Raw genomic sequence first — 16,418 nt, 5'->3', positions numbered from 1 at the left:
TGTATAAGGATTTATCACCTGAACATAAAATAAAAAGGAATGGGACAACGGAACCGTCCCTCTGTCCGAGAGGAGAAATGATGAAGACAAGGTATGTTAATTTGAATGATGTGTCGAATAAGAAAACGTTTCGGGATATACGTAAGTGGCAGAAGGAAAGACGAAGTAAAGAGAAGGATTTAACTGAAAATATACCACAATGTTCAAATAAAAGGATCAAAGAAATTAAGGAAAATCGAAGTCGAACTTCTTATACCTGGATTGGACATTCTACTTTTTTGCTTCAACTTGATGGACTTAATATACTTACTGATCCAGTATGGGCGAAGCGAATGGGTTTTCAAAAGCGATTAACTGAACCAGGAATTCCGTTGGAGGATTTGCCAGAAATCGATGTTGTGGTCATTTCACATGGTCATTATGACCATCTTGATTTTCCAACATTGAAAAAACTAAAAGGTAATCCATACTATTTTGTTCCTATTGGAATGAAATCTCTGTTTATAAAAAAAGGTTATCAAAATGTAAGAGAAATGAGCTGGTGGGAATCGTTTGAATATGAAGGGATCAGAATCCACTTTGTACCAGCTCAGCACTGGACAAGAAGGTCGCTTAACGATATGAATACTTCCCATTGGGGTGGGTGGATATTTCAAACTACCAGTAAAACATTTTATTTTGTAGGGGATACAGGATACTTCTCAGGTTTTAAGGAAATAGCTGCACGTTTTATGATTGATATCGTATTTATGCCAATTGGTGCTTATGAACCGGAATGGTTTATGGCAGACTCGCATATTTCTCCAGAAGATAGTGTGAAGGCATTTATTGAACTAGAGGCGAAGCAATTTGTTCCTATGCATTATGGTGCTTATCGATTGGCAGATGACACAGGTCCCGAAGCCTTAGAGCGTTTACTGCGTGAATGGAAAAAATGCCAACTGCCAAAGGAGCAATTGAAGGTTTTATCAATAGGAGAAACCGTGATGTAATTAATTTGAAAAATGGTTTTGAATGAATGTTAATAAAACCATAACTACAAATACAAAAAATAATCAACAGCCATTCATATCCAAATTTGTTGAAATCTAATGGAGAGTTGCCCAACATTAATCCATATTCTAAGCATTGACATTTTCTTATTTTATTTTTACAATAGTTTTATGACTTTAGAACAATTGAGTGATGACCAAAGAGTTAGAATATTTAACGCTTTAGCAGATGAGAAAAGGATCAACATCATCCGAATATTATCTCAGCAAGATACACGCCCGCGATGCTCGGATATTGGTAGGAGGCTAGAAATAAGCAAATCAAATGGTTCTTATCATTTGAAAATCTTATCCGAAGCGAACCTGGTGCATATCGAAAAAGAAGGGGTAACAAAATATGTTTCTTTAAATAAAGAGACATTTAAACAATACTTACCCGGATTTTTGGCTACGTTATAAGGTAGCCAAATTTTTTTCTTCATTAGTTCTAAAGTTTTATGACTATTAAACAAAGGAGAGCTTAAACTAAGATGAATAAACTTATAGGTACATTATGTTTAATTGTACTGGCAGGTGTAATGAATTCAATATTATTTAATGTAACGTTGGAAGATATGGCTATTGATTTAAAAGTGAATAGTTCTGCAATAAGTTGGATCGTTATTGCTTACACGCTGGTCACAACATTTGGTTCGGTTATATACAGTAAGCTTGCTTCTTATTTTCAAATTAAAAAGTTGTTGTTAATAGGAGTAACATTATTTACTTTAGGTTCTTTAATAGGATTTTATTCTAGCATCTTTACTGTGGTCTTGATAGGCCGTATTATTCAAGCAATGGGAGGCAGCTCATTTATCGCTCTATCCATGATTACAGCTACACAATATATTCCTTTACCTAAACGGAATGTTGCTCTTACCCTGATAGGTGGGTGTTTATCTTTAGGTTCTGGTTTAGGTTTCTTAATAGGTGGAATATTTGCTTTTACATGGGGCTGGCACTCTTTGTTTTTGCCAATGAGTCTAACATTCCTAATAACAATTGGTATTTATTTCTTATTTCCTTCTGGATATGCAAGCAAAGAAAGGATAACAGAGCCCTTTGATATCCTAGGAATGTTCTACTTGGTCATATTTGTCACTTTTTTCATTTTAGGTGTAAAACTGAATATCTACCTACTTTTTCTATGTATAATCTCAGTATTTTTATTAGGATTACATAGTAAAAATAAAAAAATTGTTTTATTAGTTGATCCATCCGTATTTAGAAATTATTCTTACAATAGATTGATTTTAATTAGCTTTATTAATAATGCAGCTATGGTTGCAACTTTGTTTTTATTCCCTACATTGATGAATAGGGCCTTTCACTTATCAGTTATACAGATAGGGTTCATTATTTGTATCGTTGCGATCGTTTCCTTTTTTATCAGCCTAATGATAAGAAAAATAGTTCAGGTTATAAGTAATGGAAAGTCAATGTTTCTCTCTATATTGTTACAATTGCTTGGTTTTTGTATATTAGCGTTTTTTGGCATTCATTCCATTATAATGGCCATATTAGGACTTTTTTTGATTTATTCAAGTTACGGAGCATTAACAGTGATTATAAACCTAGAAATACCACAACATATAAAACCGGAAAAAGCTGCGATGGGATTGGGAATGTACAATCTTATAAATTTTTTAGGTATGTCTTTTGGACCATCCGTTTCAAGTAGGATACTAAGTGTTTACACCAATATTCCCTTTGTACTTCAGTGCTTCGCTGTTTTATTAGTGGTTATATTACTATTAATGTTTACTGGAAGAAAGAATAGCCAACTTTCGTTAAAAAGAAACGTATCCTTAGAAAAGGACTGATGGGGTAGGTTTTTTACGAAGTCTGTAATTCATCTACTCTATTTTTCTGGCTATATATGTTTAAAGGGCATTGAGCAAGGAAGAGTTAATGTTCTTTTTCCACAGTTTACTGGAACTATCGCGGCACATTCCTATAAAAACATGGTTGGATTGTGAATCATTTCACTTACATGAACAGATGCTTTTAAGAGGAAATTTAAATATTTTTAGTTAGAAAAAGGAATGTCTCCAAAATTGAGACATTCCTTTTTCTAAGCGTACAACTTACTTTCAATAAAACACTTTAAAAAAAAAAATGCTATTTTTGCAAAGATAGTCGTTTTGGAATAAATATAGTTGTTTGTCATATTGTGTTAGAAAAGCAATGTAATAGATATATATTTTTTGTCTTAAAATAAGTATGAAGTGGTGATTACATCATGCAAATTTTCTCATGGTTAAAAGGTCTTGTTTTTGGTGCTGTATGTTCAATTGTTACTGCATTCTTATTTATGCTAATCGGACAATCGTGGGCTGGGGGAGTAATCTCATTTTGGGGCGAAAGTTGGTTGCACTTCTCAGTCATCATTCCTTTTGCGATTACATTTGCAGTACTAGGTGGTTATTTCCATCATAGAAAAGACTTATCAAACAAAAAACTTTGGCTGATAAGTCTTATATGTGCGTTTCTAATTACCTTATACAGTGGAACGGTTGGTGCTATTTTTGGTGAAACGATCGTCAGAGGAGGCATGGAAACGATAAACATTGATGGCACATTAGTCTGGGGTACAATCTATGCTTTCGTTTTGCTTCCACTGACTACGCCATTTGCAAGATTACTGATAGGATTCTTTTACCAACTTATTAGAAGATAATCAAAAACGCTAAAAACTGTAACACTTCATTAAGGTTATTTTTATGCACCTCTTAGCAACTGAACGGTTGTCTGATTGGCTTTTTTTACATGTTGAAAGCTCTAGTGTATTCCATGAAATTATTTTTATAGGAATTACAAAAGTCTATTTTAGAAGACAAAAAAAAGGAATCAGTCGAAGCTGATTCCTAAGTGATATTAATGTGGTAAGAAAGCAAGTTGAATGAAAAACAATACGGCAAAGATATAGACTAGTGGATGAATATCTCTCCACTTTCCTTTCACTACTTTTAATATAGGATATGAGATAAATCCTAAAGCAATACCAGTTGCGATACTAGATGTTAATGGCATGCTTAAAATAATTAGGAAAGCAGGAAAGGCTTCATCTATTTCACCCCACTTAATATTGGCTACACTTCCAATCATTAAGCTTCCAACTATAATTAGGGCAGGTGCAGTAATGGCTGATAAACCAGAGACAGCACTGACTAAAGGCCCGAAGAAAGAAGAAATAATGAAAAGGATAGAAACAGTAAGTGTTGTTAGCCCTGTGCGGCCTCCTGCAGCCACTCCTGAGGTAGATTCAACAAATGCACTTGTTGGACTTGTCCCAAACATTGCGCCGATTGTTGTACCTAGAGAGTCAGCTAAGAGGGCTTCTCTCGCGCGAGGCATTGTTTTACCTTTCATCAGTCCTGCTTGTTCAGCAACACCTACCATTGTACCCGTAGTATCAAAAATTGTTACTAATAAAAATGAAAAGACAACTGCATATAAACTATGGTGGAACACATCAGCAAAAGCTGAAATAGGATTGTGAATAATAAACTCTGGTAAATGTGGTAGTCCAACAAATCCTTTGTCAAATGAAAGTTGTCCAGTAAAAAGTGCAATGATCGCAGTAATAATCATTCCGATGAATAATGCACCGTGAATATTCCTAGCCATTAGGATTAATGTAATCGCTAAACCGACGAGAGCTAGAATAGTTAATGGACTGTGTAAGTCACCAAGCTGAACCAAATTGGATTCACTAGCTGTAATAATTCCCGTTTGTCTTAAACCGATAAAAGCGATAAATAATCCAATACCTGCAGTAATCCCATGCTTAAGATTTTCAGGAATGGCTTCAATTAACTTACTTCTAAAAGGGGTTAAAGATAAAATGATAAAAATAATACCTGCAACGAAAACTGCTGAAAAGGCAGTTATATAGTCAATATTTCCATGGCTACCAACTACTGAATAAGCAAAATACGCATTCATTCCCATACCTGGTGCAATGGCAATCGGGTAGTTAGCAAAAAGTGCCATCCATAAAGTCCCAACTACAGCGGCGATAATGGTTGCCATAAATACTTGGTCAAATGGTACTCCTGCATCTGCAAGAATAACAGGGTTTACAACAACAATATATACCATCGTTAAGAAGGTAGTTAAACCGGCAATAAGCTCTGTTTTAACATTTGTGCCGTTTTCTTTCAATTTAAACAGCTTAAGCATAAAATATTTCCTCCAAAAGACGAACGTTTTTAAATACATATTATATATTATTCGTTTATTTAAATTTAAGCAACCATTATTTTAACATTTTTTTAAGAGATAGCAAAGGAAATGCTCTTAAAGATAGCTTTTCCAGAATTATCATAAATTACTTGTCTAAATGGAACAAAAAAAGCAACGAAATGGTTTTCGTTGCTTTCGATCTTACTCATCATTTTTATTTTTTTTAGATAAGCGTCCATTTTTCTTGGCAGCTTCACGAAGAATAAATTCAATGTGACTGTTAACACTGCGAAATTCATCTGCTGCCCATTTTTGGAGTGTTTCATAAAGTTCTGGGTCTATACGCAATGGAAAGCTTTTTTTCTTAGCCATTCATATGCCTCTTTAATATAAAGTTCCTGTATTAATTACTGGTTGTGTAGCTTTATCTGAAACAATAGCAACGAGCAAATTATTGACTAATTGAACCCTACGCTCATCATCTAATTCGATGATATTCCCTTGTTCTAGTTGTTTAATGGCAAGCTGTGCCATACCAACTGCACCTTCAACAATCTTCTGACGTGCGGAGATAATGGCTGACGCTTGTTGGCGTTGGAGCATTGCTTGAGCAATTTCTGTTGAATAGGCTAGATGAGTGAGTCTTGCCTCAATAACCTCTACTCCAGCCACATTTAAACGATCCTGTAGTTCCTTTGAGAGTTCATTCGATACTTCTTCAGCATTGCCTCTTAACGTTAATTCGACATTGTCATACGTATCATAAGGATATTTTGTAGCGACATGACGGATGGCTGTTTCACTTTGAATTTCTACAAATTGCTCATACTGATCAACATCGAATACTGCTTTTGCTGAATCAATTACTTTGAAAACAATAACAGCAGCAATTTCAATCGGATTTCCTTCTACATCATTTACTTTCAATTTTTTGCTATTAAAGTTTCTAACCCTTAAGGAAACTGTTCGTCTTAATGTAAATGGTACGGTTAAAAATAGACCACTTTCACGAATGGTACCAAGGTATTTTCCAAAGAAAGTAACGACACCTGCTTGATTTGGTTGGATAATGGTGATTCCTGACCCAAGTACACCCGCGATCAATACAAATAAAATCGCTAACACTAAATTTTCTTTGAAAAACATGAAAACTGCTAGCCCTAAAAGCACGATGATCAATAAAACGGCTAAAAAGCCATTAAGTTGAAATACTTTTTTCTCTTTCATTATTAATCCCCCTTAAAAAATCATATCTTAATCATATTATTATGATATCACTTTTGTATAATAATGTAAATAATTTAGAATAGAAATACAAAAAAACTTCGCCCATAGTTTAATGCGAAGTTAAAAATAAGTGATGAGAATAATTTAATTTTGTTGTTATCTGTTGTTTTATACATTTGTCCTACAATTATAAAATACTGTTTAAAACAAGATAAATTAAACCAGACAAAGTTGCCGAAATAGGTAATGTAATGACCCATGTAATAACCATTCTTTTTGCCGTATCCCACTTAACACCTTTAATTCTGTGTGCTGATCCAACACCTAGAATGGAAGAGGAGATAACATGAGTTGTACTTACTGGTAGGTGAATAAAAGTTGCACCAAAGATAATAAATGCTGAACTTAAATCAGCTGCTACCCCATTGATTGGTCTAATTTTCATAATTTTTCCGCCAACAGTTTTTATGATTTTCCAGCCACCGATGGATGTACCTAATCCCATCGCCGTTGCACAGGATACTTGAACCCAAAAAGGAATATCAGATGATGAAGCATAGCCATTAGCGATTAACGCCATTGTAATGATTCCCATTGCCTTTTGAGCATCGTTTGTCCCATGGGTATATGATTGTAAAGCAGCCGTAAAAATTTGAACCAGACGGAATCGCTTATTGGTTTGTGCCAAATTGAAATTTTTGAATACAACTTTAAATATGCTATAAACAATGAAACCTATAGCAAAAGCTATAATTGGAGATAAAATAAGTGCCTCTAAAATATTCAAAAATCCCTTGTAATTTAATGAAGCAAAACCTGCAGCGGCAATAGCTGCACCTGCGATAGAACCGATAATTGCATGAGAAGAGCTGCTTGGTATACCGAAATACCAAGTAAGTAAATTCCATATAATCGCTGCGAGCAACGCCGATAAAATAACTACGGAACCATTTGGTAATGTAAACGGATCAACAATATCCTTCGTAATTGTTTTTGCGACACCTGTAAATGTCATCGCACCTACAAAGTTCATTATTGCTGCCATGATGATGGCATGTCTAGGCTTTAATGCCTTTGTTGACACAGCCGTAGCAATCGCATTCGCAGTATCATGAAATCCGTTGATGAAATCAAATGCCAGAGCGCAAACAACGATTAATATAGTAATAAGTAAAAAACTATCCATATAAAAAGACTCCTTATGCGTTCTTCATAATAATGGTTTCTAGAATGTTTGCAACACTTTGGCAATAATCAGCAATTTCTTCGAGATCCTCATATACTTCTTTGTATTTAATTAAACGAATAGGATCCTTTTCATTTTTGAAAAGTTCTTTAATAGACTCTCTTAATACATCATCACACATGGACTCATACTCTTTAATTTTGATTGCATGTGGTCGCATACTAGGGAGTTTCTTACTAAACATAAGCTCGATAGCTTTATCAATTTCAACGGTACAATTTCTAATTGCATCAACGAATTTATACATATAGTCATCAGCGGCAGTGATATTATACACTTCAAAAATATACGCACAGTGCTCTAATCCGTCTAAAATATCATCGAGACTATTCGTTAGTGTTAATAAATCTTCCCTTTCAATTGGAGTAATAAATGTATCATTTAACTCCAAAATCATTTGATGAACGTATGTATCGCCTTGTGATTCATATTCTTTCATTTTTTGGGCGAAGATTTTTAAATCACTTGTACTATTCAGTTTATAGTCCGCGAAATAATTCATACTTTCTCTTAAATTCGTAGAGATTTCCCCTAATAAAACTGCAAATTTGTCCTTCTTGTTCTTAAATACCATAGAGAGCCTCCTAAAAGCTTTGTATTATCAAACGTATTTATTTTATATGATTTTGTGAAAAGATTAAAGAAATATGTCGATTTTTTTTGTGTATTCGCTTACAATTATGTCTATTTTATATCCTCATGTTTTCTTTAGTTTTCACAGTTTTTCTATAAATATCTGAGGATTTTTGCTTATTTGGAACTATTATTCGACAAATTTCGATTAAATATTAATTTTTTCTTGAGGTTGAGATTTATTAAGTCGAGGTATTAGGAGAATTAGTTATTCTTTAATGGAGCAAAATAAGTGAATGATGATCTATTCATCAACTTAGAGAAATTTCGGAAGGGATGCAGACAACTATGACAAATGTAAATTTAGCAATCGTATATTATAGCTCAACTGGAACGAATTATCAGCTTTCAAAGTGGGCTGAAGAAGCAGCAAAAGAAGCTGGAGCAGAAGTAAAAGTATTAAAGGTCGAGGAATTAGCACCTCCCGCTGCCATTGAATCGAATCCAGCATGGAAGAAACATGTCGAGGAAACACAACATGTTCCAGTGGCGACTCAAGCTGATTTAGAATGGGCAGATGCAATTATTTTTAGCGCACCTACTCGTTTTGGAAATATTCCTTCACAAATGAAGCAATTTTTAGATACATTAGGTGGATTTTGGGCGCAAGGAAAGACGGTAAATAAAGTAGTCAGTGCAATGGCATCAGCTGGGAATGTAAATGGAGGACAAGAACAAACCATCCATACAATCTATACGTCAATGATGCATTGGGGTGCAATCATTGTCGCACCAGGTTATACGGATGAATCGATCTATAAAGCAGGTGGTAATCCTTACGGAACAACTGTAACTGTAACAGAAAAAGGAATTGTGGAAGATGCAGAAGCAGCCGTAAAGCATCAAGCAAAACGTACAGTTCAAGTGGCAGAATGGGTAAAAGCTGGTTTGCAATAAAAAAATTAGCTGAAAATCTCCTACACATCGTAGGGGATTTTTTTATTGTCAAATAATTAAAAATAGAGTAAAATATCAGTAATATAAAATACTCCTGACCTGTACTACCATTCAGGCAATCCGGGGTATATTTCTTTTCTTTGTAATTATTTTCAAACTGTAAAATCTGTTCACATTTCTCACCGAAATGCATCCAACAGGTTATGAACCAGTTTTCCACCTATGGGGGAGGACTGGTTTTTTATTGTGTTTATTTAAGGCTCTTTCTCAAACATTGTTGCTATTTAAGGAAAGTTTTAACTATTAAATATCGACTGAGGATCGGTACACGTATCATTTTACTGAGAAAGAGCCAATCTCCATAAGGACCTCTAAAATCCTTTATTGGGAGTAAAAGCCGGCAGTTGGGCTTTTACAAAAGCAACAAACGATACGAAAACAGCCTTATTTAAAAAATGGTTCTGTTTTTAAACATTCAGTAGTATTTTTTACTCAATTTACTAAAAAAGTGATCTTAAAAGAAGGGGTGAATAAAACTGACTGAGACGTTAAGTGGAATTAGGGTTCTGGATTTAACGAGAGTTCTAGCTGGACCATTATGTACGATGATTTTAGGTGATCTAGGGGCAGAGGTTATTAAAGTTGAGGCACCAGGCGGTAGTGATGATACAAGAAATTGGGGACCGCCATTCAAAAATGGAGTGAGTGCGTATTATTTATGTGCCAATCGAAATAAAAAGAGTATCACTGTCGATCTCAAATCTGAACAAGGAAAGGAAATTATTAAAACTCTTGTAAAAGAATGTGATGTGGTCATCCATAATTTTAAAACCGGAACGATGGAACGCTTAGGTTTAGACTATGAAATATTAGCAAAGATCAACCCAAAAATCGTGTACTGTTCAATAACTGGCTTTGGAGAGACGGGTCCATATAAGGATTTGGCTGGGTATGATTATATCATTCAAGCAATGTCTGGTTTAATGAGCATTACAGGTGATGAAGGGTCAGGTCCGCAAAAGGTTGGCGTTGCCATAACTGATATTTTAACTGGATTATATGCTTGTATCGGTATACAGGCGGCTCTTTTAGAAAGAAATCAGTCAGGAACAGGGCAAAAGCTGGATCTCTCACTTTTTGATGCGGGAGTCAGTGCTTTAGTGAATATTGCAAGCAATTATTTAATGTCTGAAAAAATACCTGGCCTTATAGGGAATTCACATGCCAATATTGTTCCTTACCAAACATTTGATACCTCAAATGGGAAAATGGTGATTGCGGTAGGAAATGACCGCCAATTCAAAAAATTTGTAGATATATTAGGACTAGAATATTTATCGGAATCTCCACGCTTTCAAACGAATGCAAAGCGTGTCGAACATCGCCAAGAATTAATTCCAATTTTACAAAAAATACTGCTATCAAAACCTACTGAATATTGGCAAGAGCATTGCCAGCAACATGGGATTCCTTGTGGACCGATTAATACCATCGATAAGGTTTTTAATGATCCACAAGTTCGCGCAAGGGAAATGATGATTGAAACTAAGCATCCACAGGCAGGTGACATAAAGCTAGTTGGAAGTCCACTTAAATTATCAAAAACACCAATTAAAATAAAATATCCCCCGCCTTTAGTAGGCGAGCATAATGATGAAATCTTCAAAGACCTGGGTTATTCACAAAATAAATAGGAGAGTGAGAATAAATGAATTTTGATTTTTCCGAAGAACAAATAATGTTGCGTGAGACTGTAAGAAGTTTTGTTGATAAAGAAATCATACCTTTTATAGGAGAATGGGACTCAAAAGGAATATTCGAACCAAGCATTATGAAACGATTAGCCGAGCTAGGTTTAATGGGGGTATGTATTCCTGAAGCCTATGGTGGAAGTGGGATGGATTATAATGCATTGGCGATAGTATGTGAGGAGCTGGAAAGAGGGGATACAGCATATCGTACGGCTGTTTCCGTGCATACGGGTTTAAACAGCTTAACTTTACTTCAATGGGGGACCGAGGAACAAAAGCAAAAATACTTAACCCCTCAAGCTAAAGGAATAAAGGTCGGTGCCTTTGGATTAACTGAACCAGGTGCAGGATCAGATGTAGCAGCATTAAATACGACTGCTATAAAAGATGGTGATGATTATATTTTAAATGGTCAAAAGACATGGATTTCTTTATGCGATGTAGCTGATCATTTTCTTGTTTTTGCCTATACTGATAAAAGTAAGAAGCACCACGGGATATCAGCCTTTATTGTTGAAAGAACCATGCCAGGTTTTTCTTCAAAAGCGATAAAAAATAAACACGGCATCCGAGCTGGGAATACAGGCGAAATCTTTTTTGATCAAGTAAGAGTACCGAAGGAAAATCTTCTTGGTCAAGAAGGAGAAGGGTTTAAAATCGCAATGTCTGCCTTAGATAATGGACGATTTACAGTAGCAGCTGGCGCGTGTGGATTAATCATGGCTTCATTGGAGGAAAGTGTGAAATATTGCCATGAACGAAAAACTTTTGGAAAGGAAATAGGCAGACACCAGCTTGTTCAGCAAATGATTGCCAAAATGGAAGCTGGACTTCAAATGAGCCGCCTACTAGTCTATCGGGTAGGTGAACTCAAAAATAAAGGTGTCCGCAATACACGCGAAACTTCATTAGCAAAGTGGCAAGCCTGTGACTTTGCCAATAAAGCCGCTGACGACGCGGTACAGATTCATGGAGCCTATGGATACTCAGATGAATATCCTGTAGCAAGATTTTTAAGAAATTCTAAGGCACCTGTGATTTATGAAGGAACTCGAGAGATTCATACAATTATGCAGGCAGAATATGTGTTAGGATATCGCCAGGATAAGCCATTAAGTAAAATGCTTCCATCATGGCCATTTGCAGTAGATAACAACTTGGTTGAGAAATAATGACAGAGAACCTTTTTTATTCACTGAAAAAAAGTGCTGTAAAGTATTAAAGCTGTTAGAAGGGCTCTTACAAAAGCAATAAAATTGAAAAGAGGTCTGTATAAAACTAAGTAGTTCAGATACTGTGGAGAAAATGTAAAAAAACAGATGAAATAACATACTAAAACATAGTATGCTTAGCAACAGAAATAACAGCACAAATAGCAAACAGAGACGCTTGGATTTTAATATCCAAGCGTTTTGTTTTCATATTGTCTTGTTAAACTAAGCACCTGTTGTCCAACAAAAAATATTTAATGTGTACTTTCATAGTATTGTTATATCAATATGGAAAAAGTGGGTTCATCGAAGGTCATTATATTATCTTCTGAAAAACCAAATTTTAAATAAAATAATTTGCCTGCTTCATTTTCAGGATTAACCGTTAAATTCAGACGATTACAAGAAGGATGGTTATTTTTAATATGTCTGATTAATTCATTTAATGCTTTTGAACCCAATCCGTTTCTTTGAAATCTTTTATCTATGAAAAAATGAAACAGCCAGTAATCGTCTTTACTATCTGGTGTAAAATGCAGATTGAAAAAGCCTACAATCTCATTTTTATTGTAAATTCCATATGGCTCTACCACTTTTCCACCTGGTCTTATATATGCTTTAGCAAGAGCAATAGCAACGGGTGGATTAATAGATGCAACAAATTTATGTTGTTCTTCAAAGACGGATAATTCAAGTGCTTCTCGCCAATTGTCTGAACTTATTAATTTAATGTATATTTCTGACATACTACACCTCATTAATTTTTACTCAGTTTTTTAACCAAAACTGTTTTGTTAATGTACAAATTCAACAAAAAAAGCGTGCAATCCTTCTTAGACTGACCTGCTTCTTTTAGAAAACTATTTCACAATCTCAGTTATTTTTTTACATAAAATCTCAATTACCTACTTGGTTTATGATAATCAACATAACAAATAGCGTGCGCATTAACATAATAATTAACTGTTGACAATAGCTGTTGTCATTATGTTATTGGGGTTGGGATTTTGTAAGCTATTTTAATGTTAATATTCAATAATTATTGGTATATAAAGGAAAAGAAGAGACCAAATCATTTGCGATTTGGTCTGCTAATTAGCATGCTATTTCGTATGTTTCTCCACAAAATCGGAACTATCTAATACAAAACAGCCTCTTTTATTAACTATTCTGTTTATTTTTTTCACAAGTAAGTAAATATTGCTTATGTAAATCTTTTAATGCGGAAGTTAATGCATTGTAGGCTTTTCCAAAATAACAATTTTTTAAAGTATCTAAAGGAGCTTCGATCCCGTCTTTAAGGCTATAGCCCTTTAACAAATGGGAAATGAAATCACGTCCGTGTTCGGTCGCTAATGTGCATGTAGCTTCAACAATGACCCCGTACTTTCGATCGATTTCAGCGGTAATTGTTAAGGTTTCATAAATACTTTTTGCTGCCATTCCGGCAGGTAGCTTCGCATGACCAGCAATGAAATATGTGTTCATTATATCCCTCATTTGATGAAAAATTTTGAAAAGTCTATTTAGAGTTATTATACAATAAAAGGGCTTATCAAAAAAGTAAAGGGGTTTTGCCCCTTTACTAATTAACGCGTTTTATGTATGCTTCAAATATCTCTGGTTGATCATTGAATGGTGCGATGCATTTGACTTTTTCTTCTGTAAATGGGTGGAGAAAGCTCAATTCTCTAGCATGTAGGGCTTGTCTAGGGAAAAGCGGCTTCCCACCGTATAATAAATCTCCGACTAATGGGTGACCAATATGGCTTAAATGAACTCTAATTTGATGGGTTCTACCTGTATCTAATGAACACTGTATGAATGACATTTTTTCTTTCATAAATTTTTGTATGACTAACACCCTTGTTTGTGCTGATTGCCCTGATTTCGAAACTCTGCGCCGTGTTGCATGGTGACGATCCCGACCGATTGGTTCATTAATCTTGAGGGAAGATGGTTGAATGATCCCATGGACTAACGCATAATAAGTCCTTTTTATCTTTCTTTCATTTAACAAACGGTCCAAAATAGCATGACTTAATGCATGTTTAGCAAATAAAACGGCACCCGAAGTATCTTTGTCAAGTCGATGAATATGACGAACACGCCTTTTCTCTCCTTTTTGCTGCAAGTAAAAGGCAACCCCATTTGCTAGTGTATTTAGCTGTCCTTCGGAATTTGGATGTGTATCCATACCAGCAGGCTTATTAACAACGATTAAATGATCATCTTCAAATAATACGTCAATGGCAAGCTGTTGAGGAATCACGCCATAATCTTCCTCAGTAAATAATGCAATTGATATTTCCGTTCCCAAGGAAAGTGGCTTCGACCAGTTGATAGTTTGATCATCAATTTTTACCAATTTTTCCATTCGCCATTGATGTAATAGTTTCTTAGGTACCTTCCAATTTTCTTTGAAAATAGCTTCTCCAGTAAGGTTTTCCCACTGTTGTGGCACCCTAAATTGAAACCACTTTCCTGATTTATTTATCCACATATTTTTTCCTTTCACATGGTCATAATTACCACAATTTTTTACAGTTTTAATGTGTTATTCTGTAACTAATAATAGCAAGTTTCTTTAAAGTAATACAATAAAAGGGTGGGTCATTTGTGAAGGTCTTATATGCATCAACGGAAGAACAGGAGAAAAAAATAGTAGAATTAATTAATCAACTGTATACACAGATTTTTCCTTTCTACTACGAAGATGAAGAAATTGCTGAATTTAAAAAAATGGGAGTATTACATATAGAACAACTCCATTTTGAAAATTTTAATACCTTAAAAGATGCTTTTCAAGTAATTGCAAGTTTACAAACAATTATTACAATCTTGGAAGAGAAAATGCAAAAACCACTTCATCATTACTACGGAAAACTTTTTAATCGAAATATTGATCTTTTGGAAAAATATGATATATTTTTTCCATTTAATTATTCCATATTTAATCGCAAGGATAAAATATTATTTGATTCATTTTCTATTTATAAAAAAGCTGCAAACGAAATACTCATTTAAAAAAGCTCTTTTTAAATTTGTGAAAAGAGTAAAAAAAGTGGTCTTTTTGAGATGAACCTAAATCTAACGTAGGGGATCATCTCATTTTCGACCACTTTTTTTTAAAGAATGATGTTCATTACTCATTACCTTCATCATTTTTTGTGTGTTTATACACGATGATACTAGAAATAAAAATGAAAATGAATGCTATAAGAGCAAGGAAGGGAATAGTAATAAATCCTAGCCAATTAATATATTCTCCTGTACAAGAGACTGGCCCACAGGAAGGGGCATGTTGACTAAAAATGGAAATCTTCTGTATTGAATAATGATAAAGAGATGTCAGTAAACCAATACCGGATAAGACCGCTACATAAAGGGAAAGCTGAAATTCTTTTCTTACGATTGATATACCGATAAGTATTGTTAATGGATACATAAGTATTCGCTGAAACCAGCAAAGCTCACACGGAACAAAATGGCGAACTTCAGAAAAGTATAAACTTCCTAATGTAGCGACAATGGATACTGTCCATGCGAAATTCCAAAAGAACACTTTACGATTATTTTTCGTTTGCATTGACTAACTCCTTTAATTGACTAGTAATAAAATTATAGTCTTTTTACTTAAAAAAAGGAATAATCAAGTGGCAATTATCGATTTGTTCACAATATGTTCTTAAACAAAAGACTCTTTGCTCAAACATTGTTGCTATTTAAGGAAAGGTGGTACAAATCAGTTGGGATTTTACAAAAGCAACAAACAATACGAAAAAAGCTGAACAAAAAAAGGCCGTTCTAAAAAGCTAGAACGACCCGTTATCAAGTAATTAAATCTGGGTATGGTGAAATGCTTCACTGCTGGTTAAATCTTCTGTGACACCACTCATTTCATTAGCATGGTCAATATATCTAAACAAAGAATAGAGACTGCGTTCAATGACGGTATAGTCATGTGAGAAATGATAGGCGTGGAGAAGATGTTCGATTCGTTTTGAAAGCATATCATCTTTTGTTCGTACCATTAAAATTAATAAATTATCCCATTGTGAACGATGGGTATAATATAAGGCACGATCATAATCAACTTGATTCAAGACTAATCTCCTCCTTTGATGTTCGATTGAACTCAGCAAGTGAAATAGTCACTTAAAGGAGTTATTTGTATTATATGCAGCACATATAGAATATGTCGCTGTAAAACTTGGCGATGGCGATATTTATA

At 34.6% G+C, this 16,418-nt stretch carries 18 protein-coding genes; 8 read left to right on the top strand and 10 right to left on the bottom strand.

What is annotated here, in order from left to right; genetic code table 11:
* The first annotated feature begins 80 nt into the window (after positions 1-80).
* The 4 genes from MHI39_RS18745 (at position 81) to MHI39_RS18730 (ending at position 3,711) form a co-directional block, all read left to right on the top strand.
* Entirely contained in the window at positions 81-992 is a 912-nt protein-coding gene (locus tag MHI39_RS18745) for an MBL fold metallo-hydrolase (RefSeq protein ID WP_278892264.1), read from the top strand.
* Between the two features lie 99 nt (positions 993-1,091).
* The gene (locus MHI39_RS18740) at positions 1,092-1,451 is read left to right on the top strand and encodes a metalloregulator ArsR/SmtB family transcription factor (protein WP_326160701.1); all 360 of its coding nucleotides are present in this window, start codon (positions 1,092-1,094) and stop codon (positions 1,449-1,451) included.
* Between the two features lie 71 nt (positions 1,452-1,522).
* Positions 1,523-2,854, top strand: a complete 1,332-nt coding sequence (locus MHI39_RS18735; protein ID WP_342539922.1) for an MFS transporter — start codon at positions 1,523-1,525, stop codon at positions 2,852-2,854.
* 419 nt (positions 2,855-3,273) lie between these two features.
* Positions 3,274-3,711, top strand: a complete 438-nt coding sequence (locus tag MHI39_RS18730; protein WP_342539921.1) for a hypothetical protein — start codon at positions 3,274-3,276, stop codon at positions 3,709-3,711.
* Between the two features lie 197 nt (positions 3,712-3,908).
* Here MHI39_RS18730 and MHI39_RS18725 read toward each other — a convergent pair whose 3' ends face one another.
* The 5 genes from MHI39_RS18725 to MHI39_RS18705 form a co-directional block, all read right to left on the bottom strand.
* Positions 3,909-5,207 carry an NCS2 family permease gene (locus MHI39_RS18725; protein WP_342541464.1) on the bottom strand — a complete coding sequence of 433 codons (1,299 nt, stop codon included), beginning with the start codon at positions 5,205-5,207 and terminating at the stop codon, positions 3,909-3,911.
* Positions 5,208-5,420: 213 nt separating this feature from the next.
* Positions 5,421-5,591, bottom strand: a complete 171-nt coding sequence (locus MHI39_RS18720) for an Arc family DNA-binding protein (RefSeq protein ID WP_065107292.1) — start codon at positions 5,589-5,591, stop codon at positions 5,421-5,423.
* Positions 5,592-5,603: 12 nt separating this feature from the next.
* Positions 5,604-6,446: an SPFH domain-containing protein gene (locus tag MHI39_RS18715; protein ID WP_251339215.1), complete on the bottom strand. Its 843-nt coding sequence runs from the start codon at positions 6,444-6,446 to the stop codon at positions 5,604-5,606.
* Between the two features lie 187 nt (positions 6,447-6,633).
* Positions 6,634-7,632 (bottom strand): inorganic phosphate transporter, encoded by a 999-nt coding sequence (locus MHI39_RS18710; protein ID WP_058004968.1) that lies wholly within the window; start codon positions 7,630-7,632, stop codon positions 6,634-6,636.
* Between the two features lie 13 nt (positions 7,633-7,645).
* Positions 7,646-8,266, bottom strand: coding sequence for a DUF47 domain-containing protein (locus tag MHI39_RS18705; RefSeq protein WP_058004969.1), 621 nt, complete (start codon positions 8,264-8,266; stop codon positions 7,646-7,648).
* Between the two features lie 347 nt (positions 8,267-8,613).
* Here MHI39_RS18705 and wrbA point away from each other — a divergent pair, with 347 nt between their 5' ends.
* The 3 genes from wrbA (at position 8,614) to MHI39_RS18690 (ending at position 12,145) form a co-directional block, all read left to right on the top strand.
* Positions 8,614-9,222, top strand: coding sequence for an NAD(P)H:quinone oxidoreductase (gene wrbA, locus MHI39_RS18700; RefSeq protein ID WP_058004970.1), 609 nt, complete (start codon positions 8,614-8,616; stop codon positions 9,220-9,222).
* Positions 9,223-9,758: 536 nt separating this feature from the next.
* Positions 9,759-10,916, top strand: a complete 1,158-nt coding sequence (locus MHI39_RS18695; protein WP_071977141.1) for a CoA transferase — start codon at positions 9,759-9,761, stop codon at positions 10,914-10,916.
* Positions 10,917-10,930: 14 nt separating this feature from the next.
* A complete protein-coding gene (locus MHI39_RS18690; protein ID WP_342539920.1) occupies positions 10,931-12,145 on the top strand; it encodes an acyl-CoA dehydrogenase family protein in 1,215 nt (404 codons plus the stop codon).
* Positions 12,146-12,462: 317 nt separating this feature from the next.
* On the opposite strand, the gene MHI39_RS18685 is transcribed toward MHI39_RS18690, so the two are convergent.
* The 3 genes from MHI39_RS18685 to MHI39_RS18675 form a co-directional block, all read right to left on the bottom strand.
* Complete coding sequence (locus tag MHI39_RS18685; RefSeq protein WP_071977143.1) at positions 12,463-12,930, bottom strand: GNAT family N-acetyltransferase; 468 nt, start codon at positions 12,928-12,930, stop codon at positions 12,463-12,465.
* Positions 12,931-13,345: 415 nt separating this feature from the next.
* Positions 13,346-13,672: a DUF3870 domain-containing protein gene (locus tag MHI39_RS18680; protein WP_058004973.1), complete on the bottom strand. Its 327-nt coding sequence runs from the start codon at positions 13,670-13,672 to the stop codon at positions 13,346-13,348.
* Positions 13,673-13,769: 97 nt separating this feature from the next.
* Entirely contained in the window at positions 13,770-14,687 is a 918-nt protein-coding gene (locus MHI39_RS18675) for an RluA family pseudouridine synthase (RefSeq protein WP_071977144.1), read from the bottom strand.
* A gap of 116 nt (positions 14,688-14,803) precedes the next feature.
* On the opposite strand from MHI39_RS18675, the gene MHI39_RS18670 reads away from it, so the two are divergent.
* A complete protein-coding gene (locus MHI39_RS18670) occupies positions 14,804-15,211 on the top strand; it encodes a DUF5365 family protein (protein WP_058004975.1) in 408 nt (135 codons plus the stop codon).
* Positions 15,212-15,329: 118 nt separating this feature from the next.
* On the opposite strand, the gene MHI39_RS18665 is transcribed toward MHI39_RS18670, so the two are convergent.
* On the bottom strand, positions 15,330-15,773 hold the full coding sequence (locus MHI39_RS18665) for a disulfide oxidoreductase (RefSeq protein WP_180212736.1): 444 nt from the start codon (positions 15,771-15,773) through the stop codon (positions 15,330-15,332).
* Positions 15,774-16,023: 250 nt separating this feature from the next.
* On the bottom strand, positions 16,024-16,290 hold the full coding sequence (locus tag MHI39_RS18660) for a YhdB family protein (protein WP_058004977.1): 267 nt from the start codon (positions 16,288-16,290) through the stop codon (positions 16,024-16,026).
* Between the last annotated feature and the right edge of the window lie 128 nt (positions 16,291-16,418).

The organism is Heyndrickxia sp. FSL K6-6286, assembly GCF_038630395.1.
Taxonomy (GTDB): Bacteria; Bacillota; Bacilli; order Bacillales; family Bacillaceae_C; genus Heyndrickxia; species Heyndrickxia oleronia.
This window is presented reverse-complemented; position numbering and strand designations above follow the sequence as displayed.